The sequence below is a fragment of the Novosphingobium sp. genome (assembly GCF_027489515.1).
GTDB lineage: Bacteria > Pseudomonadota > Alphaproteobacteria > Sphingomonadales > Sphingomonadaceae > Novosphingobium.
Map to the genome: position 1 here is coordinate 18361 of NZ_JAIXZS010000035.1, position 22846 is coordinate 41206.

The following is a 22846-nucleotide window of genomic DNA, read 5'->3' on the forward strand; positions in this document are numbered from 1 at the left end:
AACGTTTCACCTGCCGGGCGAGACTAATGGCACCATGTTTCCCTGTCCGGCCGGGCGGGGGAAGCACGGTGCCGTTGTCTCGATCCACTCGCCCGGCCACGGAACGCATCCATGCTCGAAGCCCTGTTCACCTCCACCGCCATCGTCGCGCTCGCCGAAATCGGCGACAAGACGCAGCTTCTCGCCATCGTGCTCGCCGCGCGATTCAAGCGGCCCGTGCCGATCGTGCTGGGCATTCTCGTCGCCACGCTTGCCAACCACTTCCTTGCCGCGCTGGCAGGATCGCTGGTGGCCGGATGGTTCGACGGGCCTGTCTTCCGCTATGCGGTCGCCGTTGGCTTCCTCGCCATGGCCGCCTGGACTCTGGTGCCCGACACGTTCGACGATGACGAGGCGCCTGCCGTCTCACGCGGCGGCGCCTTTCTCACCACGCTCGTTGCGTTCTTCTTCGTCGAAATGGGCGACAAGACGCAGATCGCCACGATCGCATTGGGCGCGCGCTTCCACGATGCCCTCGCGGTCACGGCGGGCACCACGCTCGGCATGATGCTGGCCAATGTGCCTGCAGTCCTGCTCGGCGGCGAACTGGTGAAGCGCGTCCCGCTCGCCGTTGTGCGCACGGTCGCCGCGCTCCTGTTTGCCGCGCTCGGCCTGTGGCTGCTGCTCGCGACCGCGGGCGTGCTCTAGGCCTCTTCGCCCCACCCGGCGCACTGCGGATCGCCCGCCACGGTGAGCCGCCGCAATGCGGCACGCGCCAGACGCTCGGTCTCGGTCTTGCGGCGCGCGGCGGCGAGCGGGAGGCTGGGCGCCGGGCGCAGGATCTCCGCGTCATAGCCGTCCGCCACGATCACGCCGCACACGTCCGGTCGGAACGCCGGGGTTTCGAGGCACGCGCGGTCGAGATGCGGGGCGAGGCCCCAGTAGAACCGGTCGCAGTACTCAAGGTAGTCCGGCCACTTTGCATCGCCGAGCAGGTCTGCGCGCGCCACCTTGATCTCCACGATCACGATGCGGCCCTTGCTGTCGATCCCCATCAGATCGGCGCGGCGGCCGGAACGGAGCGGCATTTCAGCAAGGCACCAGATCCCGTTCCGCGCAAACAGGCGGCCGATCCCGCGCGCGACGGCTTGCGCCTCGCGCTCGGCAGGGAGAGGGGCCGCGGGGAAGGGGGCGGCAAGGGGCAGGGCCGAATCAGGCATGGCCCGAGTTTAAGAACAAAAATGGAACAGCGCTAGAGGCTCGCTGTGGGCGCCTACCGCTCGATCCCGAGCGGCGGAATCAGTGCGAGGAGCCCGGCGCGTGACCTGTGGAACTCCTGCCACAAGGCAAGCGCCGCCGCTCCTGCAGGCGCGCCGCTGCCCTGCAGCGCCAGCAAGGCCGCGAGGCCGGGTTCGAGAATCGCGGCAAGATCGTCAACGCCCTGCTCGGCCATCCGCAACCGCCAACCGCCGGTATCGTGCATGATTGCGGGAAAATTGCGGATCTCGGGCGAGCGATACTCCGGCGCGACTCCGGCCAGTTCGCCGATGGCTCCCGCCGCTTGGTGCACCGCGGTCCACTTCAGCGTCATGTGGCTCGCCGGATGGCGGCCACGGGCGCGACTCGCATCGGATGAGGGGGGACGACTTGCCATGCACGGCAGAATAGACCGTAGCCCGCTACCAAATCGCTAAATGGCCGGTCTCCGGCCTCGAACGACCGGCATAAACCACTGGAACGCCGCGCGCGGCGCTGCTAGGCGGTTCCCCCACGCACCCGTAGCTCAGCTGGATAGAGCGCTGCCCTCCGAAGGCAGAGGCCACAGGTTCGAATCCTGTCGGGTGCACCAGTTTTCAAGAACTTAGTGGGCAATTTGCAGGGTCGATTTCCGGCCCGTGCGAGTCATGTGCGAGTTACGCCCCGGACGGGCAAAGCGACGGCGCGATTCTTGCCTATCGAGCCATGCGCCTTGCCAGCCTTCATTCGATCCGCCCCGAGCTGGCAACCATGCTCGCGGCTCTCGCGTTTGGCGGTGCGGCATGAGCGCGGTGATCAAGTCCCCGGCGACCCCGGTGCGCTCGTGGGCAATCCTGCGGCACGATAGCGGCGGCTGGATCGGGATGCTGATCGGCGGGCGCGACCCTGCGGACGAAGGCCCCGACCGCACCGACGTCGGCCCGTACAAGCTGGTCCGGCAAGCACTGCTGCGGCGCGAGGTTCGGCAGGGTTTGCCGATCATCATTTGCGCCGATCTGCCTCCGATGGGGAGCACAGCGGCATGACGGTGCATCCTGATCCGCAGGCCTTCCTCGCGTTCAACCGCGACGACGCGCGCAAGCTGCTCGACCGGCTCGACCATATCCACCTTGTCGCCATCCAGCCCGACGCGCCGAAGGGCACCATGCCGACCGGGCGCTATTTCGGCAGCGACGTGGACGCGGCTCTCGATTGGGCAGCGAAGGTCAACGGCAACGGTTCGGGCGTCTACTGGACGTTGAACTATGTCGGCCCCGGCACCGGCACCGGCACGAAGCCGCGCAAGAGCGACATTCAGGCGGCGCGCGGCGCGCATTGCGACCTCGACCCGCCGAAGGATGGCAGCGCATGGGACAAGGCCGGCGCGGCTGCAGCGCTCACTGCACTGCCTTGTGCGCCTTCCCTGATCCTCGACACCGGCAACGGCGTGCAGCCTGTCTGGTTGCTCGACCAACCGGCGCGCGATTGGCAGCCGGTGGAGGGCGTCAACGTGGCGCTGCGCACTACGCTGGGCGCGGACGACTGCCACAACATCGACCGGCTGATGCGCCTGCCCGGCAGCGTGAACTATCCGAACCGGACCAAGCGGGAACGCGGTTGCGTGGCCTGCATGGCGGGATGGATTCAGGAGGACACCGGGCAGCGTTATGCGGTGGCCGAACTGGTCGAGGCGTTTCCGCCTGCGAAGCCGACCGGCAAGGCCAGCGCGGCGGACGATCTGCCGGAGCGCCAGCGTACCAAGACCGCCGACCTGATCGCGAGAATCCGGCGCGGCGATGGCTGGCACAACAACATGCTCGCGCTGACTGCGCACCTGGTCGGGAAAGGACGCGGGACAGTGGAGATCCTGGCGATGGCCGATTGCCTCACTCTGGACGGCTACACGGTCGAGGAAACCCGCGACACGATGCGCGGCATGATCTCGGACGCGCGGCGCAAGTGGGAGCGCGCCGAGCCGGAGGACGAGGCAGCGCCGAAAAAGGTGCAGCGCAAGAACGCCAAGGACAAGGAGCCGAGCGAGGATGACGTTGCGCTCGAATTTACCGAGCGGCACCGCGACAATCTCCGGTTTGATCACGATGTAGATCGCTGGTTTGAATGGGACGGCACGCGGTGGCGCAAGGACGGCAAGCACCGGGCTTTCACCTACGCGCGCAAGGTGGCGCGCCAGATGAATGCAGCAGGTAAGGCCAACTTCGCTGCAGGCGTTGAACGGTTTGCGCGTGCCGATGAAGCGCACGCGGTTGACGCTAGCGTCTGGGATACCGATCCGATGCTACTGGGCACCCCGGCGGGCACGCTCGATCTGCACACTGGCAAGCTGCGCACTCCCCGGCCTAGCGACCACATCACGAAGCTTGCAGGCTGCGCACCGGAATCCGGCACGCCCGATCTGTGGCTGCGTTTTCTGGATGAAAGCCTGGGCGGCGACGCGGAGACCATCCGGTTTATCCAGCAATGGTTCGGCTACGCGCTAACCGGCGACACCCGCGAACATGCCCTTGCATTTGTCTTTGGCCCCGGCGGCAACGGCAAGAGCGTGCTGATCAATACGCTGATCGCTATCATGGGCGACTATGCTGTCACGGCGGCAATGGAGACCTTCACCGCATCGAAGTTCGACCGGCACCGGACCGAGCTTGCCATGCTGGCGGGCGCGCGTCTGGTAACAGCGAGCGAGACCGAGGAAGGGCGCGCATGGGCTGAGGCCAAGGTCAAACAGATGACCGGCGGTGACCCGATTACGGCCAACTTCATGAGGCAGGACAACTTCACCTTCAAACCGCAGTTCAAGCTCACGATCGCGGGCAACCACGCGCCGCAACTGGCCAACGTAGACGACGCCATGAAGCGCCGCTTCAACATCGTGCCGTTCATCAACACGCCCGCGAATCCTGATCGGGAATTGGAGGCAAAGCTGCGCGCCGAGCATGGGCGCATTCTGGCATGGGCAATCGTCGGTTGCCTCGACTGGCAGGAGAACGGACTGCTTCGCCCCAACGCGGTCAAGGCAGCGACCGCCAACTACTTCGAGGAGCAGGATCTGTTCGGCCAATGGCTTGGCGAAAGGTGCGTTGTGGGCCGCGACAAGTGGGAGCTGGCGACCCCGCTTTTCAATAGCTGGCGCGATTATGCACGCGAGGCAGGCGACGATGCAGGCAGCGCGAAAGGGTTTAGCGGGCGGCTGACAAAGCGCGGTTTCACTCATGGGCGCGCACCGGGCGGGCTGCGCAAGTACGATGGCTTGGCACTTCGCAGGAGCGGGAGTGACGCTTGTGACGGATAGTGACGCTTCTACCTGTTATCCTGACACGCGTGCGCGCGTGCGTGTGTGTGAGCTTATGGGGTTGACCCGTCACTATCCGTCACTCCCGGCCTATCCGTCACAACTTCGATCCATGATCGCACGCGGCTCTGCGCAGCCCCCCGAGGGGTGGATCGCCCTCTCTGGCCTTCCCAAGCAGCACCGCGCCCCATCCAAAATTCTCGCATCCGCAGTTGGAAACATGGGGGTCAAACCCCGGAAAATCGAAGGATTAGAGCGACATGCGCAATAGCACCCCGCGCAACAGCGCTACAGCCCGCACCGGCTGGAATCACGGCGGCAAGTCTCGACAGGAACGCGGCTACGGCGCGCATTGGGTGAAGCTTCGCCCGCTGATCCTCGCCCGCGACAAGCACTTGTGCCAGCCCTGTCTGGCCAAGGGCCAACTCACCCCGGCGACGGAAGTCGACCACATCGTGCCGAAGGCCAAAGGCGGCACGGATGACGCGGACAACTTGCGCTCGATCTGCACACCTTGCCACCGCGACAAGACGCTGCTCGACAACGGCGCGAGGCCAAAGCGCGCGTTTGGCAGCGATGGTTGGCCAATCGACCAATGAGCGCGCACGTCCCTCTCACCCGCCTGATCGAACGGACCAACGACGAAGGGCAGCGTGTGCTGTCTGGTTGGCTGGGCAAGGCCAAGGTGATCGGCCATCGCGGCAAAGACAGCGCCGATGGCAGCGCAACGTGGGTGCTTTACCTCGCTGCGCCGGATGACCGGGCGAATGAGGCCAAGAGGCGCGCATTCGTCAGGCGGTGCGGCAATGGCACCCCAGGGGGTGGATCATGAGCAAAACCGGCCGATCTCAGCACCACGGTACCTCATTCGCTTTAACGCAAAGCCCACTTTCCTCGCGCGCGCAGGCGGAACGCGCGCGCGAGGCTGGCATCAGGAGGCCCTATGCAACCGAACCATGATGAAACACCGCTTGCCGAAATGATCGCAACCTCGCGTCAGCTTGCATTGGCGGTTCTGGCGATAGGCCAGCGCAAGGGCATGCCCGGCGGCGATCTGGCCGAGCTGGCGGCGATGGCGATGGGCGAGGTGATGCTGCAGCACCTTGGCCTAGTCGGGACGGTCGAGCGCCTGCGCGATCTGGCGGACGTGATCGAGCGCGATCTGCTGGCAGCGATGGCGCATTGACCGGCGACGGGATTCGTGCTAGCGGCGTTCGTATTTCCCGCTGTCTCGACAGCGGAGGCCCGCAGGAGCTTCCTTCCCGCGCTCCCCCACACAAGGGGCAGGCCTCCGCACTGAAGCTTTGCCCCGCAGACACGGAATCGAACATGACCCAAATGCTAAATGAACTGCGGCGCAAGCGCATTGGTCTGATTCATGAAGCGCGCTCAACACTTCATGAACTGAGGGCAGAGGCATACAATCCGAATGGAAGCGACACCCTCTCGAAAGAGCTCGAACGGAAGCACGACGCTGTCATGCGTGACTTGGCTCTGGTCGACCTCGACATCGACGAGGAGCGCAGCGCCGAAGAGAGCGAAGCAACCCGCGCGGCGGCACGTCCCGGCATGGGCGAGGCCATCACGACCACGGGCGTTGCCCTGACGGAAAGCGACGAGTTTGCCCGCGTGTGGTCGCAGCGTTCCAATCACGCATGGACCGATGATCGCGGCAATCCGATTCGCGTGCTGCGGCCTACCGAACGCTTTGGCGACCAGCGCGCCAGCGGCCCTGCACTGGGCGATACCGTGCGCGCGATGATCACCGGCCCGCGCAACGAATCGGAGCGCCGCGCTCTGGCTGAAGGCACCAATTCTGCAGGCGGCTATACCGTCCCGACCCCGCTCGCGACCATGTTCATTGACCGGCTGCGGTCGCAGTCTGTGGCGATCAAGGCAGGCGCGCTGACGGTTCCGATGACAAGCGCGACCCTTGCAATGGCCCGCCTCGAAACCGATCCGACGATCGGCTGGCGCGCTGAAAATGCAGCACTGGCCGAAGGCGATCCGACCTTCGGGCGCGTGCTGCTGACGGCGAAATCGCTGGCCGGCATCGTGAAAATCAGCCGAGAACTGGCGCAGGACACGGCCAACGCTGGCACGATGATCGAACAGGCGCTCTCGCGCGCGATGGCGCTGGAAATCGACCGTGCGGCGATCTTCGGCGACGGTTCGAGCAACAGCCCGACCGGCATCACCGGGACCAGCGGGATCAACGAAGTCTCGATGGGCACCAACGGCGCCGTCCTGAACACCGACAAAATGCTCGACGCGATTTACGAGATGCTGCTCGACAACGCTTCGGCCCCGACCGCCGCGATCCTCCATCCCCGCACGATGATCGCACTGCAGAAGCTGAAGGACGGCCAGGGCATGCCGGTTACGCTGCCTTCGATGCTGGCCGCAGTACCGATGCTGATGACGACCGCCGCGCCGATCACGGAAACGCAGGGCAGCGCCACGAATGCCTCTTCGGTCGTCTTTGGTGATTTCCGCGAGCTGATCATCGGCATGCGGGAGAACATCACGATTCAGGTGCTGGACCAGCTCTACGCGGACAATGGGCAGATTGCCCTTGCGGTGCATGCTCGCTGCGATGTGCAGCTTGCCCACAAGGAAAGCTTCAGCCGCCTGAAGGGCATCATCCCCTAAGACCCCCTGAGCGTAGCGTGGCCGCTCCAAGCGCTACGCTCACCCGGCGGCGGTTCATGCGATGCGGAGCCGCCGCCGGTTCCATTTGCGGAGAATCTGAAATGGCGAAAGTTTTGCGCATTGTGGCGGTGATCGCGGGCGCAGCCGCGCTGATAGCGACCGGTCTCGGCGCGTTCGGCGTGGCGGCATTGGGTTCCACGGCAGGCGTTGCCGGTTCGGGCATCGCTTGGGCAACGATTGCCCAAGTCGCAGGCGCACCGGCCAAGCCTTCGGCGCTGGGCATCATCCCAAGAGGGGAAACCTATGACACTGCAAAACGGGATGATCTGGCAGGACGAAGTCCGCCTGTATTGCGACACGGCGGTTCTCGAATTGCCGAGCGCGAAAGTCTGGGCATTTGCCTCGAAAGCAATTCACGGCGTTGCAGCGCCCTACGCGGTAACGGCGACACTGATCGAACAACCTGATCGGGCGCAAGGCATCGTCCCGCTGGCAGAAGCCCTAGCGCGGTTTGGTCCGCACGGCCTGCCATCATCCGGCGACGTGCTGGGCGCGTGTCAGGATTGGCTAGCAGAGGCAGCGCGGGACCATGTGCAGGTTGGCCGCTTGCTGATCGGCTGCAACTATCCCGAAACCGGCCCCGAGCTGCTGATCATCGCAACCGACGATCTGGGATACGCAAAGCCCTTTGAGGCGGTGCAACTCGCCTCTTTCGCCTGTTCCAGCAACGAGAGCGTGGAATATTTGGACGCGGCGCGCGACGGCTTCGACAGGGACCGAATGCTGGCGCTGATCGACCGGCAGCGCGCTTCCCTCATGGATACGCCAGGCTACGGGACAACTTACGGCATTGGCGGCGAAGTGGTGGAAATCAGAGTGCAGCGCGGCGGCGTTGTGTCGTCTGCGGTGCGTCAGTGGCCCGACCGCGTGGGCGAAGTGATCCGGCCTTAGGCTTCAAGCGTGATCGCCAGCAACCGGCGGACAGCTTCCGGGCGCGATGGCTGATCGGGCTGGGCCGCAATCCACGTATCGAGCGCGGCAAGCTGATCGGGGGGAATGCGCACCGTCACCGGCGTTGCATTCACCGGCGGACGCCCTCGCGCTGATTTTCTGACATTACCAATTGACGACATGAATTGATAATGTCAGATAAGGCGAGCCGACGCAAGGATTAGGCCCCGAGCGTCGGCCCTAACCACACACGTTCACCGAAGGAACGAACATGGCTGACCTGACCGTAAAGGCGGACTCTGTCCGCAGCAATCCCGCACGTCCGACGCGCTTTGAACAGGCGGTGCAGCGCTACCACTACGCCCTGAACAAGCTGCGCACCGAACCGGACGACAGCGACGAAGCAAACGACCTGCTAGCCGATGCGCTTTGCCATGCCGAGCGCGGCGTCATGCGCGAACCGGTGGCCAACATCGAAGAGCTGCGCACCAAAGCCGATATCGTTTTTGACGCCCTCGACAGCATTCCGTCCGACGCCAGCGTGCGGAGCCTCTTTGCCGACCTGATCCGGCTGACCGGCGGCGGCCCTTCGCGCTTGTTCGATCCGGCCTACTGGCTGCAGCGCTTCGAACGCCTGGGCGGCGGCTGGGTTGTGCGGGACGACAAAGTGTTCCTGTTCTGGACGCACGACAAGGACATGATGAGCGATTGGCTGGTCGAACTGGAGGTGCGCGGCGGGCGCCCTGCGGTCGAAGCGCTGATCCTCGCCCGCAACGAAGCGCGGGAGGCGTGATCATGGCATCTGCAGCACTCACGCCCGCAAACAACGCTGGGCGCTCTCCTGCGGCCCTCCAGGGCGCAAACGTGGCCGAACTGATCGGCAACACCATCGAAGCCCTGATCGCGCTTTTGGACGCAATGGGCGGTGATCCTGACCTCGAAGAGGACGACCCGCACGGCCAGTGCGATGAGGACGGCGTCAACACCGCGCTGCATGTGCTGGCCCCGGCTGCATGATCGCGGTTGGCGGAGTTTAAACGACATTCCTCGTTTTCAGGATTGACATATTCCGCGCAGGGATTATCTTTCCTGAAAACGAGGAATGAAGCCATGAAGATCGCCGCTGCACAACGTAACCTGTCCCTTTATGATCTGGCCGACAAGCGCGTCGAGGCGATTGCAACGCAGCTTCGCGGCGCTGGCCTGCTTCCGAAGGGTGGGCGCGGACCATATGCGCCTGATGCCAACGAGGTCGAGATTGCCTTGTTTACGATCGCGGTTGGCGCTGGCGGCAAGGTGGCGGATGCTGTCGAGACTGCAATGGGACTTGCCAAAACGGTCGATGCGGACGGCCTGCAACTTCTGAAAGTTCTGGCGCACGCGGTCAGCGATACCGACAAGGCGCACTCTATCCAATGCGTCTACCTTTTTCCGGGCCGCCCTATGGCACGGATGGCGCTGCGCGATGGTTTGACCCGTCATTTCTTTGCGCCCGCCCACTGGACTGCGCACGGCTTCAATCCGGACGCGCAGGGGCAGGCCTTTGCTGGCCCGATTGGCTTCATTGGCGGTGCGGTGCTCGACCAAATGGCCCTCGACTTTGCGCAAAATCAGCCTGCAGGCGATGATGCGGGTGAGCTTTCCTAATGAGCGGCGCTGGCCTCTACGTGACGGACACGGAGCTTGCCGAGATCATCGGCGGCATAACGGCGCGGACCGTGCGCACTATGCGAGCGCGCGGATTGCCTACGGTGAAGATGGGCAAGGCGTACCTCTACCCTCGCGAAAAGGCGCTGGCATGGATTGCAGCGCAGGAGACTTCCTCATGCCCCGAGTCAACCGTGGAGCCCGCCTCGAATCCGTCAAGGGGCGTCCCGGCCTCTACATCGTCTGGTATGAGGCCGGGAGGCAGCGCCGCCGCAGCACTGGCACGACAGACAGCCGAGAGGCTGAAGCGCAGCTCGCCGCCTTCCTCCGGGAGCGTGAGCTTGCTGCACGCCCGGCAGGGCCGGCCGAACCGGACGAATACTTGATCGAAAGCGCGCTTGACTACTATGGCACCGTGCGCGCGCCTAAGGTGGCTGATCCAGCCCGCATTGGTTTCGCTCTATCTCCCTTGCTGGATTTCTGGGCAGGCGACAAGGTTTCAGCGATCACGGAAGAAACCTGTGGAGCCTACTGCCAGTGGCGCGGCAAAGCCCCGGCTACGCTTCGGCGCGAGCTCGCCACATTGCGCGCGGCGCTTATATTCGCCCAAAAGGCAAGGCGACTTACACTCGCACCGCACGTTTACTTGCCCGAAGCACCCGAAGGCAAAGACCGTTGGCTGACACAGAGCGAGGCGGCAGCGCTGCTGAACGCGGCGCGCAACAGCTATGCCAATGTTCGCCTTTACCTGCCCTTGTTCATCCTGATCGGGCTCTACACCGGCGCGCGCAAAGAGGCGATCCTGTCGCTCCGCTGGCCGCAGGTAGACCTCGATGCGGGCCGGATTGACTTTGCGCCGATCGGCACACGGCGGACGACCAAGCGCAAGGTGCGCGCAATGCCTATACCTAAACGACTCCTGACCTTCCTGCGGCTCGCAAGGCAGCGCGGCACCGATCTTGGCTATGTCGTGCATGACAGCGGCGCGCGCATCAAAGACATTGGTGGCGCGTGGGATGGCGACCCGGAACATCGCGGGCAAGGCAGCTTCGGCGGCGCGTGCAAGAAGGCTGCGCTGATCGGCGTCACACCCCACACGCTGCGGCACACTTGCGGCACCTGGATGGCGCAACGCGGCGTGCCACTTCACGACATCGGCGGTTGGCTTGGGCACACCGACGCCCGGACAAGCGCCCTCTATGCCCACCATCATCCCGACCACATGCACGCGGCCCTCGCGGCGGCTGATCGGAGATAGGAGCTGTGCGAGTTATGTGCGAGCAACGAACGTCAATTCCCGTTCCGTTCACGGGTTCAAAGCGGGAACGCGCGGCGAAAAACCGTGCAAATTCAGTCTTGGCAGGCCCTCCGAAGGCAGAGGCCACAGGTTCGAATCCTGTCGGGTGCGCCAGTTTCCTCTCATTTGCCGATTTGTGCAGCCTTGCAGGTGGCGGATGCGGCTGCGTTCAGCTTTCAGCGTGGGAGAGACCAAGCGCCGCCTTCACGCTGGTGAGGGCTTCCCGGTTCAGGGTGACTGCACGGGCCTCGCTGTCCGCCTCCGTATAGCAGCGCAGTTCGGGGGCGTTGCCGGATCGGCGCAAGTGGATGATCTCGCCGCTGGCAAAGGTCGTGCGGATGCCGTCGGTTGCGTCGATCGTGCTGGCCTCGCCGGCGGAGGCGCCAAACAGGTCGGTCTGCAGCGCCAGCTGCTGCTCGGCCGATCCTGCCTGCAGCATGCCGAACAGCTTCTCGCCCAGCTCCGGCGCAAACGCCTTGATCCGGTCACTGAAGGTCACCCGCTGCGGCAGGCTGGCGAGCTGCGCCGAAACGCTGCTGCCGGGGACCGTGAGCACCAGCAGGATTGGCAGCACCGCATCGCGCGTCGGAAGCGCAGTGGTCGTCGTACCGTCCGCACCGGGAATGTCGGAGCCGAGCAGGAAGCCGCCGTTTGCCTCGTAACCGCAGACCACCTCGCCCGGCGTGGTGCGCTCCTCGCTCATCGCGGCGATCACGTAAGGCGAACCGATCCGCGTGCGGCGGCAGCGCGGGAACAGGCCGGAAAGTTCGAGCGCGGTGTTGCTGCTGACCGGCGTGACGACCGCCGCTGCGCCCACGCGCGCTGCAGAAAGGATGCCGAGCACATCGCCGCGCATCCAGATGCCGGTCTCGTCGGCGAGCAGCGGGCGATCCGAATCGCCGTCGGTCGAGATGATGGCATCGAATGCGCCTTGGCTCGCCCAGTCGCGCGCCAGGATCACGTCCTCGTCGCGGATGGCCTCGGTATCGACGGGTATGAACGTCTCCGAGCGGCCGAGCAGCACGGCCTCGGCGCCAAGCTCGCGGACGATCCGCGCCAGAATGTCGCGGCCCACCGCGGAATGCTGGTAGATCCCGATGCGCTTGCCGCCGAGCGCGCCCGCACCGAAATGGTCGATGTAGCGCTGGACGTACGCGGTCTCGACATCGGTCACCGGCGGCAGCACTTCCGCCTCGGCCAGCATGCCTTCCGCCGTAAAGGTGAAGCTTGGCAGGTCGACCAGCTGGGCCGACATGCCCGCCTCGTCTTCCTTGAGCACTTCGCCGTGCGGCCGGTAGAACTTGATGCCGTTGCGGTCTGCCGGAATGTGGCTGCCCGTGACCATCAGACTGGGGATGCCTTGCGCGAAGCTGTAAAGCGCAAGTGCGGGGGTCGGCACATAGCCGCAGAAAACCGGGACGCCGCCCGAATCGCGCACCGCCCGCGCGCAGGCGGCGAGGATGCGCGGGGTGCTCGGCCGCAAGTCTCCGGCCAGCGCGATCCGCCCTCCGGCGGGAAACTCGCCGAGCCCGGCAAGGTAGGAGAGGAAGCCGCGCGTGTAGCCGTAGCAGACCCGGTCGGTCATCGCGATGACCGTGCCTCGCGCGCCGCTGGTGCCGAAGGCAACCCCGCTTTCGGCCATGAGGTCGCGTACAGTGATCTGCGCCATGCGGGTGTTCCGATCCATTCCGTTGCCGCAATCCGGCGCAGGTGCCTGGCAAGGCCTGCCCTGCTCTTCGCCCGAACCGCAACTGCGTTCAAGACCGAAGTGGACGGTTCACCGCAGCACCGGCGCAGCCCGCCCCCCGCGTCCCTAAAGCGGCTTGCCCATCCGGATGATCGGCACTTTCACGCCCTCGCGCGAGGTGGCCTCGATGGCCTCGATCTCCTGATAGCCGCAGGCCATATAGAGCGGCAGCCCGGCCAGCGTCGCCATCAGTTCCACGCGGCGGAAGCCCGCCGCGCGCGCTGCGTCTTCGCACAGCGCCATGATCCGCTTGCCGATGCCGCGACGGGCATGGGCCGGGTCGACATACATCGCGCGGATCTTGGCGGCATCCTTCGCAGGATCGAGCGGCAGCGGTTCGCGCGCGACGATGCTGTCGTCCCCGCCGAACAGCGTCGCCCGCCAGCTCCACCCGCCGCAGCCGACGAGCGTGCCCCCACCTTGGTCGGGCTCCAGGATCATGAAGTAGGTGCGGTCTTTCACCAGCTGGGTATCAAGCCCCATGATCTGGTGGCTGGCGGTCACCTGTTCCGGCGTCAGGAAGCCGCGCTGCAGCTCCTCGATCGCGCGCGTCATCAGCGCGCGCAGGGCGGGGAGGTCCTCCTCGGTCGCGAGCGCGTGGGTAAACGTCACCCGATCAGTACCCTGCAACGCTGCCTACCGGCAGGCGCGGATCGATTGCGCCGTAGAGCCGGTCGCGCCCGACCGGCGACTCACCCAGTGCGGGGCTGCCGACGAGGATCGCGGCGATCTGGTTCCAGTAGCGCATCGGCTCCAGCTTGTGCCCCTTGGCTTCCAGCGCAGCGCGGGTTTCGGCGCTGAGCGCATTGGGCTCCCAGAAGATCACGTCGGGCAGCCACTGCGCATGGATGCGCGAGGCATCGGTCGCCTCGGTGATCGTCATGCCGTGGTCGATCACGTTGAGCATGACTTGCAACACACCCGTCGGGATATGGCTCCCGCCGGGGGTGCCGACCACCATGACGAGCTTGCCGTCCTTGGTGACGATGGTCGGCGTCATCGAGGACAGCGGCCGCTTGCCCGGCGCGATGGCGTTGTTGGCGCCTTCTACCAGGCCGTACATGTTGGGCGCGCCGGGCTTTGCCGAGAAATCGTCCATCTCGTCGTTGAGCAGGATGCCGGTACCATCCGCCGTTACCCGCGCCCCGAACCAGTCATTGAGCGTGTAGGTGAGCGAGACGGCGTTGCCCGCGGCATCGACGATCGAGAAATGCGTGGTGCTCGCGCCTTCATGGCTCTGCCCGGGTACGCCGAGCGAGACGGAAGGCGTCGCCTTGTCCGCGCTGATCCCGCCGCGCAGCTGCGCCGCATAATCGGGCGAGATGAACTTGGCGATATCGGCCTTCACGAAGCCCGGATCGCCAAGGTTGACGTTGCGATCATGATAGGCGCGGCGCAGCGCTTCGGTCAGGTAGTGCACGTTCTGCGCCGAATGCCAGCCGAGCTCGCCCATCGGATAGGCCGAAAGGATGTTGAGCGTTTCGCAGATGACCACGCCGCCAGAACTCGGCGGCGGGGCGGAAATCACGTGATAGCCGCGGTAGTCGCACTCCAGCGGCGCGCGCTCGATGGCGCGGTAGGCGGCGAAATCGGCTTTGGTCAGGATGCCGCCATGCGCCTTGCTGGAGGCGGCGATCATCTCGGCGATCTCGCCCTTGTAGAACACGTCGGCGCCCTTGTCGGCGATCAGCTGGAGCATGCGGCCAAGATCGGCCTGCACGAAGCGGTGGCCCTTCTCGAATGGCTTGCCATTGTCGAGGAAGATCGCCGCGCTCGCCGGGTCCTTGGCGAAATCCTCAGCCCCTTCGGCGAGGAATGTGGCGTCGCCCCGGTCGAGCACGAACCCGTCACGCGCAAGGCTGATGGCCGAGGCCATGAGGCGCGCGCGGGAGAGGGTGCCGAATTTCTCGCGCGCGAGTTCCAGGCCCGCGACCGTCCCCGGCACGCCGACCGCCTTGTGACCGCGGGTCGAAAGCAGCGGGATCACCTTGCCCGCCTTGTCCTGATACATTGTCGGCGTGGCGGCGGCAGGCGCGGTTTCGCGGAAGTCGATGAAGCTGGTGCGGCCATCGGCAAAGCGCACCGTCATGAACCCGCCGCCGCCAATATTGCCGGCTTCGGGGAAAGTCACCGCCAGCGCATAGGCCACCGCGATCGCTGCATCGACCGCGTTGCCGCCCTCCTTGAGCACTTCGACGCCGGCATCGCTCGCCAACCGGTGCGCGGAGACGACCATGCCATGCTCGGCGCCGACCGGCACCAGCGAAGCGGCGTTGAGGGTCGTTCCGGAAAGCAGGGAAAGCGCCGCAAGGGCGGTGATTGCAGTCTTGCGCAGGGCCATGGTTGTCATCCTCTCAGGCGCACCTCTGCCCCTGCCGCGCCCAAAAGAAAAGGGGCGGGGAAGCCGAAACTTCCCCGCCCCCTTGCGGTTGGCTATTGCGCCGACCCTTAGTACTTCACGCTCGCACGCACGTACCAGAAGCCGCCGTTGAAGCCGAACGGACCGCCGTTACGCGGATAGATCTGGCCGTCGCCGGTGCTGTTGGTCAGCGTGTAGATCGGGTTCGAGGTCGAAGCCTTGATCCGGTCGGGCTTGGTGTTGAAGATGTTGTTGCCACCCACGGTCAGCTTGAAGTTTTCCATGAAGGTGTAGCTCACGTCGAGGTCAGCCGTGACCTTGGCACCGAACTCCTGACCGGGGTAGTCGCTCTCCACCCGCCACTTGCCGAAGTAGCGACCGGCGGCGCCGATCGAGAAGTCGCCCAGCGACCAGTTGGCCTGGAGGTTGAGGCGGTGCTTCGGAGCAAGGTTCTCCGCGTCGCTCTTCTGAGCAGCGCCGAGGGTGTTCGCGTCGAACTTGGTCACCTTGTTGCGGTTGTAGTTGTAGGCCAGCGTCATGTTCAGCTTGCCGCCGCCCAGATCGGTCCGGTAGCTGCCCACCACGTCGACGCCGCGGGTGCGGATGTCGAGCGAGTTGGTGAAGAACTGGACGTTGCCGCCCACGCCAACCGAAGCGAGCTCAGGCAGTGCAGCGATGTCGCTTGCGCCGACCACGAACGCCTTCGAGATGAAGATACGGTCGGTCACCTTGATCTGGTAGGCGTCAACCGTCAGCGTCAGCGCGCTCGAGGGCTGGAACACGAAACCGAAGCCGAAGTTGGTCGACTTCTCGGGCTTGAGCGCCTTCGAGCCGAAGTACTTCGCCACGTCGCTCGTCACCGGGAAGGTGCCGACCTGCACCGAGTTGCCCTGGAGGAAGTTGGTGGTCAGCACCGCGGTGTTGTTCTGGCCCGGGGTCGGGGCGTGGAAGCCCGAACCGGCGGTGCCACGCAGCGCGAACGTGTCGGTCACGTGGTAGATGCCGTTGAACTTGTAGACGAAGCGGCCACCGAACGAATCGTAGTGCTCGTAACGGCCCGCGGCACCCAGCGTGAGCTCCTTGGTCACGTCGGCTTCGGCGCCGACGTAGAAGCCGTAGCTGTTCTGGTGAGCAGTGCCGGCATACTTGGGCGACGTACCGCCGTAGCCGCTCGCTGCCGGATCGTAGACAGCGGTCTTCTCACCCGTCGGAGCATAGACGCCCGGCGCAGTCTGGACATAGAGATCATGCGCAACCGCGTAGGGGCCCGCGCCGTAGGACTGGAAGTCGCCTTCGGTCGAGGTGTAGGTCTCGCGGCGGAACTCCGCGCCGCCCGAGAACGTGATCGGGCTGGCGAGGCCGGCGTCGACCGCATAGGTCAGGTCGAGGTTGGCGTCGAATTCCTTCTGGATCAGCTTGCCGAACTCGAAGCTGGTCTGCGAGTCAGCGCCGAACGAGGGGCTGATCGAGTTGTACATCGACAGATCAAGCGAGTTGCGGCTCAGCGAGGCCGAGAGGTCCCAGGTGAACGCGCTGTCGGTCTTGCCCTTCCAGCCCACGGTACCATAGGCCTGATCGGTCCGCCCGACGAAGATCGGCGTGAAGCCGGCCGGGTAGATCGAGGTCAGGTTGAAGACGTTGCCGTCCTTGACATAGGCGCCAGCGGGGCAGGTCGGGTTACCGGCCGGGCACTGCGTCTTGTAGTAGGGCGCCTGGAAGAAGTTGCGGCCGCCGATCGTGCCGGTCTTGAGCGTGCCCGAGCCATCGTCGAACTCGAACGTGCTCGAACCCTGGTACGAGGAGCGGAAGTTGAAGCTCTGCTCGGCCTTGGCGTGCGCGAAGTTGCCGAAGGCATAGACCTTGCTGTTGTCGGTCACGTCGTAGGCGGCGTTGACAACGGCCTTCCAGCCTTCGCTTGGCGAGTTGCCCCAGATCTGGGCGGGCAGCGGCGCGAACGGCAGCTTGTCGGCAAGGTTCGGGTTTTCTGCAGCGAAGCGCGCGGCGATCGGGCGGGTCACGCCGCGGCTCGTGCGGCCGTCGTTGTTGTACTCGCCCGAAACGTTGATGAAGCCGCGGTCCGACTTGAGGCCGGCGTTGGCAGCAACCTGATAGCTCTTGCCGTCGCCGGCATAGAACTGGCCGTAGCGACCGACGAGCTCGAAGCCGCCGTTGTCGCGCAGGCCGTAGTTCAGCACGCCCGCGATGGCGTCCGAACCGTACTGGGCGGTCGCGCCGTCGCGCAGCACTTCGAGGCCCTTGATTGCAATCGCCGGGATCGCCGAAATGTCAGGACCCTGCGAGCCGAACGACAGGCCGGTGTCACCACCGTTGTAGACCTGCACCAGCGCCGAGCGGTTGTAGCGCTTGCCATTGAGCATGACGAGCAGCTGGTCGCCCGGAAGGCCGCGCAGCGAGGGCGCGCGCACGAAGGTCGAGGCGTCCGAGATCGAGTTCTGGCCGACGAAGAACGACGGCACGAGGTTGCGGACCGAGTCCAGCAGGTTCGCGGTCGGCTGCGAGCTGAGATCAGCCGCGCTGATCACGTCGATCGGCGAGGCCGAGTCAGCGACGGTGCGGTCGGTACGGCGGGTACCGATGACGACGATGCTCTGCGCGGCGGCGGCATCATCAGCAGGCGCAGCAGTGGCCTGCGCAAAGGCGGCCTGAGGAGCCGCAACGCCGCCGAAGGCAGCGGCGGACGCGAGCAGTGCGCCGCGCAGCGCGAGGTTAGAAAGATTTCGCACGGATTGAATACCCCCTGATATGAGCAGCCGAGCATGAAGAGCCCCCCGGTCTGCCTCCGGTTGATGGGGCCGTGGATATTCCTTCGATTGAAAGTGTAAACAGCTTTGGGGTGCAATCCCGATGCCGCAAATGCGAAATCGGACATTGTGTGACATTTTTGCTATTGTCAGTGCGGCGCTGCCACAGGCGTTTTTGCTAGGGATTGAATGCCTTAGCCGCTGCCGGGGAGAAAGGCCCGCCTACTCGCGCAGGGCCTCCTGCGAGATGCGGATCAGCGGCCCCAGCACATAGTTGAGGATCGTCTGGCGGCCCGAACGGATCGCCACTTCGCCCGTCATGCCCGGGATTACCGGCATTCCCGCCCCGAAACTCGCCCGCCCCGCATCAAGCCGCACGCGGTAATAGAGCCCGCCGCGCGGGTCCTGGATCGCATCGGGCGAAACATCGACCACCTTGGCCTCCAGCGAGCCGTAGACGGTGGAATCATAGGCCGAGATCTTGATCCGCGCGGGCAGGCCCGGCCAAATATTGCTGCGGTCCTTGGGCGCAATGCGCGCCTCGATGATGACCTGGCTGTCTGCCGGCACGATCTCGGCCACAGGCTCGCCGCCGCGGATCACCCCGCCGGCGCTGCGCACGTTGAGCCGGTTGATCACGCCATCGACCGGCGCACGGATTTCCTCACGCGCCACGCGGTCCTGCACCGCGCCGAACTGCTCGTCAGCCTTGGCGAGTTCGAGCCTGAGTTGCGCGGCTTGCGCGCGTACCTGTTCCATGTCGCTTGCCCAGATCTCGCCGCGCCGCGCCGCGGATTCGCCAAGGCCTGCGGAGGATTGCGGGATCTGGTTCGCCACATCGGCAATCCGCGTGCGCAGCGAAAGCAGCGCCGCGCGCTTGTCGAGCACGTCGCGCTCCGAAACGGCATCTTCGGCATAGGCGCGCTCCAGTTTGGAGAGCTGCTCCATCGCCAGCCGCTCCTCGCTGCGCAGATTGGAGAGCCGCGCCTGGAGCGAGCCGACTTCGGCCGATTTCGCGCGCGCCTGCTGGTTGATCACGCCCACCTGGCTCATCCGCTGCGCCCGCCGCGAGGCGAACAGTCCGGTCTCGCTCGCTGCGATCTCGGGCGCCTGCGCGGCAAGCTCGACCGGCGGCACGAAGCTCCCGGCGCCGGCAATCTCTGCATCGAGCCGGGCGAGGATGATGCGCTTCGCGACAAGATCGGTCCGCGCGCTTTCGATGGCTGCGCCGGTCGAGGCATTGCTGATGCGCATCAGCACCTGCCCCTTGCGTACCCGCTGGCCTTCCTGGACGAGGATCTCCTTCACGATCCCGCCTTCGAGGTGCTGCACCAGCTGGTTCTGCGCCTGCGGCAGCACGCGACCCGCACCGCGCGTCACCTTGTCCACGGTGAACAGCGCCATCCACAGCAGCACGAGCGCGAAGGTGATCGCCAGCGCCTTCAGCAGGCGCGAGGGCGCACCAATCCCGATCCGCGCGCTCCATGGCATCGCGGTGCCGATCGGCTGGCTGGCAAGCACCAGCTTGCCGCCCAGCATGGCCTCGGCCTCGCCGGGGCGCAGTTCGTCGAACAGGCTGGCCCCGCCGAGCGAGACGATGAGCGATTGGCGAAGGCGCGCAAGGCGCATGGCAAGACCCCTGGTAGGATTGGCGTGTTACCAACGCATTTACCGTTCATTATCCTTGTTTCGCCTTGAGCCCCCCTTACGCGCATTCCCGTAAGGCCCGCTTTACCCCGCATTTTCCATAAACTGGCACTCCCGGCTCGAAAGCAGGGTACTTGCCATGACCAGTTCGCCTTCCGCCCAGCCCGATGCCAGCCCCGCCGGCATGCTCGGCCGGATCTTCCGACGCCCTGCGCCGGCCCCGCGGCCCGGCGCCGAGGGCCTTGCCGCCATCAGCCCCCTGCCGATGCTTGCCGCGCTCGAGGCGCTCGCGACCGCGCGGGGGATTGCGGCCGGCTCCGCCACGCTCGGCGCGGCGCTGCCGATGGCGCAGGAAGGCATCGCAATAAAGCTCGCCCCGCTGGCGCTCGCGCGTGTCGGGCTGGAAGCGTACTGGCGCCCGCTCGGCCGTCATGCCCCGGAAGCGGCGGATCTGCCGCTGCTCCTGCCTCTTGCCAGCGGCGGCGCGGTGCTCCTCATCGCACTGTGCGGCGAAGGCCAGGTTTCGGTGCGCGATGCTGCGGGTGATCAGGTGGTGCCATATGCCGGGTTGCGCCCGCTGCTGGCGGGCGATGCACTGCACAGCGGCCCGGTCGATCCGGTCAGCGGCGCCAGCGAAGCGCACGAACGCGACCTCATCCGCCGCAATCCCCGCGCGTGGCTGCTCGGCGCCTATCTCGCCGAGCGCCGCCAGCTTGGGCAGATGCTGGTGGCAAGCGCGCTGCTCAATCTCTGCGCGCTCGCGATCCCGCTCTACATGCGCGCGATCTACGACCGGGTGGTGCCCAATCTCGCGATCGAGAGCCTCTGGGCCCTGTCCATCGGTGTCGTGCTGGTGCTGGTGTTCGAACTGCTGCTCAAGAAGATCAAGGCGCGCTTTGTCGATGCGGTGGCAACCCGCGTCGGGCAGGCCGTGCAGCACCGCGCGGTCATCACCGTTCTGCGCGCCCGCAAGCCGACGCCGGGCATGGGCTTCGGCGCGATGCTGACGGCCCTGCGCGATCTTGAACAGCTCTCGCTGCTCGTGCCGAGTGCCATCGCCACGTTCTGTGTCGACCTGCCTTTCGTCGTCCTGCTCTTTGCGCTGATTGCGGCGATCGGCGGGTTTTCCGTGCTCGGCCCCATTCTCGGCGCGCTCGGGCTGATCCTCGTCGGCACGGTCTGCAACTATGCGCTCAAGCTCGCCAGTCGCCGCACCTCGAAGCTCGTCCAGGCGCGCAGCGACATTACCGCCGAACTCACCACCGGCTGGACCACGATCAAGGCGAACCATGCCGAGGGTCTGTTCGAAGGGCGATGGGATCTCATCTCGGACCATCTCGCGATGGCGGGCAAGCACGTGCGGCACTGGACCGAACTCCCCGCATCCGCCTCGGGCCTGCTCGTGCAATTCGTCACCGTTATGGTCGTCGTGATCGGCGTGCTGCAGATCAAGGCCGGGCTGATGACGACCGGCGCGCTGATCGCGGTCGTGCTGCTCACCGGCCGTGCGATGGTGCCGGTTGCCGCCACTGTCAGCATGTTTGCGCGTGCCTACCAGAGCCTCGCGCAGTTTCAGGCGCTCGCAGGACTGCTCCAGACCGAGCCAGAGCGGGACGTTTCCGATCCAGCCGTCAGCCTTGCCCCGGTGCGCGGCGCGCTCGCGGTCGCGGGTCTTTCGCACACCTTCGCGGGCAGTGGCGCGCCGAGCCTTGCCGGCCTCACCTTCAGCCTGCGCGCGGGCGAACGCGTCGCGCTGATCGGCAAGTCGGGCTCGGGCAAGTCGACACTGCTCCAGCTGCTTGCCGGTCTCGTGCCCGCCGAAGTGGGGCTGGTCACGCTCGATGGCCATGCGCTCGACCGGTTCGCCATCCCCCACCTCAGGCAGAACGTGATCTACAGCGCGCAGGATGCGATGATCTTCGAAGGCACCGTCTGGCACAACATCCTGCTTGGCATGCCCGAGCCCGAGGCCGAGGTGGTCGAGCGTGCGATACGCTGCTCGGGGCTCGACAGTTTCGTCGCGCGCACGGCCGAGGGCTACATGCGCCAGGTCGGCGCGCGCGGCGCGGCGCTTTCGGGCGGCCAGCGCCAGTCGCTCCTCCTCGCCCGCGCGCTGGTGCGCGATCCCAAGGTGCTGCTGCTCGACGAGCCCACCGCCTCGCTTGATATCGCCAGCGAACAGGCGGTCATTGCCGGGCTGGCAGAGGCGACGCGGGGACGCACGCTGGTTGTCGCAACGCACCGGCTTGCCCTGCTTGAGATCGTCGATCGGGTGATCTGGCTCGAGGAAGGCCGCATCGTGGCGGACCGGCCAAAAGCCGAAGTCCTGGCCCAGCTCGCGAGCCAGCAGGCGGGCCGCAACGGGGAAGCGAATGGTAAACAGCCCCCTAGGGAAGCGGCCTGAGCGGCCTCGCCCAGACCCCTTAAGCACGATGGCTTATGGCCAGTTAAGCATGGCGCCGCGCCTTCTTGCGCCGCCCTCCGAAGGAGCATGACGTGGCAGGCGCATCCGCCGATGGCGAAGTCAATCACTGGCCGGCCTTCGTGGACGTGCTCACCACCGTGATCATGGTGGTAACGTTCCTGCTCGTGATCATGAGCGCCGCGGTCATGCAACTGTCGCAGCGCGTGATTGCCAATTTCAAGCAGCAGCTGATCGAGCAGGAGCAGAAAAAGCAGAATGTCGGCAAGGACGGCAAACCCGTTGCCTGCGCCCCGGGCGCAGTGCCGGTGCTGTCCCCGCGCGATGCCGCTCCCGGCACCTCGGTTTCCGAACTCGGCGCGGTGCTGCGCTCTCCCACGGTCACCGACGGCGCCGAACGCCTCTCGATCCGCACGCGCGAGACGCCCGAGACGCTGAAGCTGCAGGTCAAGGCAGAGGAGCAGCCGACCGATGTCAGCGGTGTCGAAGTCAAGACTGCAGATACCCTGCTCAAGATCGGCTTCGCACCCAATGCCGCGACCTATGACGATGCCAATGCCGCGCGCGTGGTCGGTTTCATCAGGAGCAAGGCGCGGCCTGGCACGAAGTATGAGATCTGGTCCTTTGCGCCGCAGACGCGCTCGGTCTCCGAAGCGCAGCGCGTCGCGTTCTACCGCGCGGCGATGACCCGCAACCTGCTCCTGCGCGCAGGCCTCGCGCCCGCCGATGTCACAACCCAGATCCGCGTCACCGACGCGGCCTCTCCCGATGGGCACATGGTGCGCGTGGTGATCAAGCCATGATCGCCGCGTTCCGCTCCGCCCCCGGTTCCGCCTCCGG

22 protein-coding genes and 1 tRNA gene are annotated in these 22846 nt (G+C 65.7%); 15 read left to right on the forward strand and 8 right to left on the reverse strand.

What is annotated here, in order from left to right:
- Nucleotides 1-111: 111 nt before the first annotated feature.
- Nucleotides 112-687, forward strand: coding sequence for a TMEM165/GDT1 family protein (locus Q0082_RS06340; RefSeq protein ID WP_298190962.1), 576 nt, complete (start codon nucleotides 112-114; stop codon nucleotides 685-687).
- On the opposite strand, the gene Q0082_RS06345 is transcribed toward Q0082_RS06340, so the two are convergent.
- Both Q0082_RS06345 and Q0082_RS06350 read right to left on the reverse strand, forming a co-directional pair.
- Complete coding sequence (locus tag Q0082_RS06345) at nucleotides 684-1199, reverse strand: MmcB family DNA repair protein (RefSeq protein WP_298190963.1); 516 nt, start codon at nucleotides 1197-1199, stop codon at nucleotides 684-686. The genes Q0082_RS06340 and Q0082_RS06345 overlap by 4 nt on opposite strands.
- A 53-nt stretch (nucleotides 1200-1252) precedes the next feature.
- Entirely contained in the window at nucleotides 1253-1570 is a 318-nt protein-coding gene (locus Q0082_RS06350; RefSeq protein ID WP_298190965.1) for a hypothetical protein, read from the reverse strand.
- Nucleotides 1571-1751: 181 nt separating this feature from the next.
- On the opposite strand from Q0082_RS06350, the gene Q0082_RS06355 reads away from it, so the two are divergent.
- The 8 genes from Q0082_RS06355 (at nucleotide 1752) to Q0082_RS06390 (ending at nucleotide 8125) form a co-directional block, all read left to right on the forward strand.
- Nucleotides 1752-1828 (forward strand) — tRNA-Arg (locus tag Q0082_RS06355).
- Between the two features lie 190 nt (nucleotides 1829-2018).
- Complete coding sequence (locus Q0082_RS06360; RefSeq protein ID WP_298190967.1) at nucleotides 2019-2261, forward strand: hypothetical protein; 243 nt, start codon at nucleotides 2019-2021, stop codon at nucleotides 2259-2261.
- Nucleotides 2258-4522, forward strand: a complete 2265-nt coding sequence (locus Q0082_RS06365; protein WP_298190968.1) for a phage/plasmid primase, P4 family — start codon at nucleotides 2258-2260, stop codon at nucleotides 4520-4522. Before Q0082_RS06360 ends, Q0082_RS06365 begins: the two co-directional genes overlap by 4 nt.
- Nucleotides 4523-4782: 260 nt before the next feature.
- Entirely contained in the window at nucleotides 4783-5121 is a 339-nt protein-coding gene (locus tag Q0082_RS06370) for an HNH endonuclease signature motif containing protein (RefSeq protein WP_298190969.1), read from the forward strand.
- A complete protein-coding gene (locus Q0082_RS06375; RefSeq protein WP_298190970.1) occupies nucleotides 5118-5354 on the forward strand; it encodes a hypothetical protein in 237 nt (78 codons plus the stop codon). The genes Q0082_RS06370 and Q0082_RS06375 overlap by 4 nt, the downstream gene beginning before the upstream one ends.
- Before the next feature lie 111 nt (nucleotides 5355-5465).
- Nucleotides 5466-5708 carry a hypothetical protein gene (locus Q0082_RS06380; RefSeq protein ID WP_298190971.1) on the forward strand — a complete coding sequence of 81 codons (243 nt, stop codon included), beginning with the start codon at nucleotides 5466-5468 and terminating at the stop codon, nucleotides 5706-5708.
- Nucleotides 5705-7174, forward strand: a complete 1470-nt coding sequence (locus Q0082_RS06385; RefSeq protein ID WP_298190973.1) for a phage major capsid protein — start codon at nucleotides 5705-5707, stop codon at nucleotides 7172-7174. Before Q0082_RS06380 ends, Q0082_RS06385 begins: the two co-directional genes overlap by 4 nt.
- Nucleotides 7175-7495: 321 nt before the next feature.
- Nucleotides 7496-8125, forward strand: a complete 630-nt coding sequence (locus Q0082_RS06390; protein ID WP_298190974.1) for a hypothetical protein — start codon at nucleotides 7496-7498, stop codon at nucleotides 8123-8125.
- Here Q0082_RS06390 and Q0082_RS06395 read toward each other — a convergent pair.
- Complete coding sequence (locus Q0082_RS06395) at nucleotides 8122-8259, reverse strand: hypothetical protein (RefSeq protein WP_298190976.1); 138 nt, start codon at nucleotides 8257-8259, stop codon at nucleotides 8122-8124. The genes Q0082_RS06390 and Q0082_RS06395 overlap by 4 nt on opposite strands.
- Nucleotides 8260-8396: 137 nt before the next feature.
- Here Q0082_RS06395 and Q0082_RS06400 point away from each other — a divergent pair, with 137 nt between their 5' ends.
- The 4 genes from Q0082_RS06400 to Q0082_RS06415 all read left to right on the forward strand — a co-directional run bounded on the left by Q0082_RS06400 (nucleotide 8397) and on the right by Q0082_RS06415 (nucleotide 11030).
- Nucleotides 8397-8918: a hypothetical protein gene (locus Q0082_RS06400; RefSeq protein ID WP_298190977.1), complete on the forward strand. Its 522-nt coding sequence runs from the start codon at nucleotides 8397-8399 to the stop codon at nucleotides 8916-8918.
- Between the two features lie 71 nt (nucleotides 8919-8989).
- Complete coding sequence (locus Q0082_RS06405; protein WP_298190979.1) at nucleotides 8990-9142, forward strand: hypothetical protein; 153 nt, start codon at nucleotides 8990-8992, stop codon at nucleotides 9140-9142.
- 93 nt (nucleotides 9143-9235) lie between these two features.
- On the forward strand, nucleotides 9236-9772 hold the full coding sequence (locus tag Q0082_RS06410) for a hypothetical protein (protein ID WP_298190981.1): 537 nt from the start codon (nucleotides 9236-9238) through the stop codon (nucleotides 9770-9772).
- Nucleotides 9726-11030 (forward strand): site-specific integrase, encoded by a 1305-nt coding sequence (locus Q0082_RS06415; protein WP_298190983.1) that lies wholly within the window; start codon nucleotides 9726-9728, stop codon nucleotides 11028-11030. The genes Q0082_RS06410 and Q0082_RS06415 overlap by 47 nt, the downstream gene beginning before the upstream one ends.
- A gap of 208 nt (nucleotides 11031-11238) precedes the next feature.
- On the opposite strand, the gene Q0082_RS06420 is transcribed toward Q0082_RS06415, so the two are convergent.
- The 5 genes from Q0082_RS06420 to Q0082_RS06440 all read right to left on the reverse strand — a co-directional run bounded on the left by Q0082_RS06420 (nucleotide 11239) and on the right by Q0082_RS06440 (nucleotide 19566).
- Nucleotides 11239-12756: a phosphomannomutase gene (locus Q0082_RS06420; RefSeq protein WP_298190985.1), complete on the reverse strand. Its 1518-nt coding sequence runs from the start codon at nucleotides 12754-12756 to the stop codon at nucleotides 11239-11241.
- 126 nt (nucleotides 12757-12882) lie between these two features.
- Nucleotides 12883-13371: a GNAT family N-acetyltransferase gene (locus Q0082_RS06425; protein WP_298191035.1), complete on the reverse strand. Its 489-nt coding sequence runs from the start codon at nucleotides 13369-13371 to the stop codon at nucleotides 12883-12885.
- A 61-nt stretch (nucleotides 13372-13432) separates the two neighbouring features.
- Nucleotides 13433-15157 carry a gamma-glutamyltransferase gene (ggt, locus tag Q0082_RS06430; protein ID WP_298190987.1) on the reverse strand — a complete coding sequence of 575 codons (1725 nt, stop codon included), beginning with the start codon at nucleotides 15155-15157 and terminating at the stop codon, nucleotides 13433-13435.
- Between the two features lie 107 nt (nucleotides 15158-15264).
- A complete protein-coding gene (locus Q0082_RS06435; protein WP_298190989.1) occupies nucleotides 15265-17919 on the reverse strand; it encodes a TonB-dependent receptor in 2655 nt (884 codons plus the stop codon).
- Nucleotides 17920-18159: 240 nt separating this feature from the next.
- Nucleotides 18160-19566, reverse strand: a complete 1407-nt coding sequence (locus Q0082_RS06440; protein WP_298190991.1) for an HlyD family type I secretion periplasmic adaptor subunit — start codon at nucleotides 19564-19566, stop codon at nucleotides 18160-18162.
- Nucleotides 19567-19723: 157 nt separating this feature from the next.
- On the opposite strand from Q0082_RS06440, the gene Q0082_RS06445 reads away from it, so the two are divergent.
- Nucleotides 19724-21988 (forward strand): ATP-binding cassette domain-containing protein, encoded by a 2265-nt coding sequence (locus Q0082_RS06445; RefSeq protein ID WP_298190993.1) that lies wholly within the window; start codon nucleotides 19724-19726, stop codon nucleotides 21986-21988.
- A 92-nt stretch (nucleotides 21989-22080) separates the two neighbouring features.
- Complete coding sequence (locus tag Q0082_RS06450; RefSeq protein WP_298190995.1) at nucleotides 22081-22809, forward strand: hypothetical protein; 729 nt, start codon at nucleotides 22081-22083, stop codon at nucleotides 22807-22809.
- The last annotated feature ends 37 nt before the right edge of the window (nucleotides 22810-22846 follow it).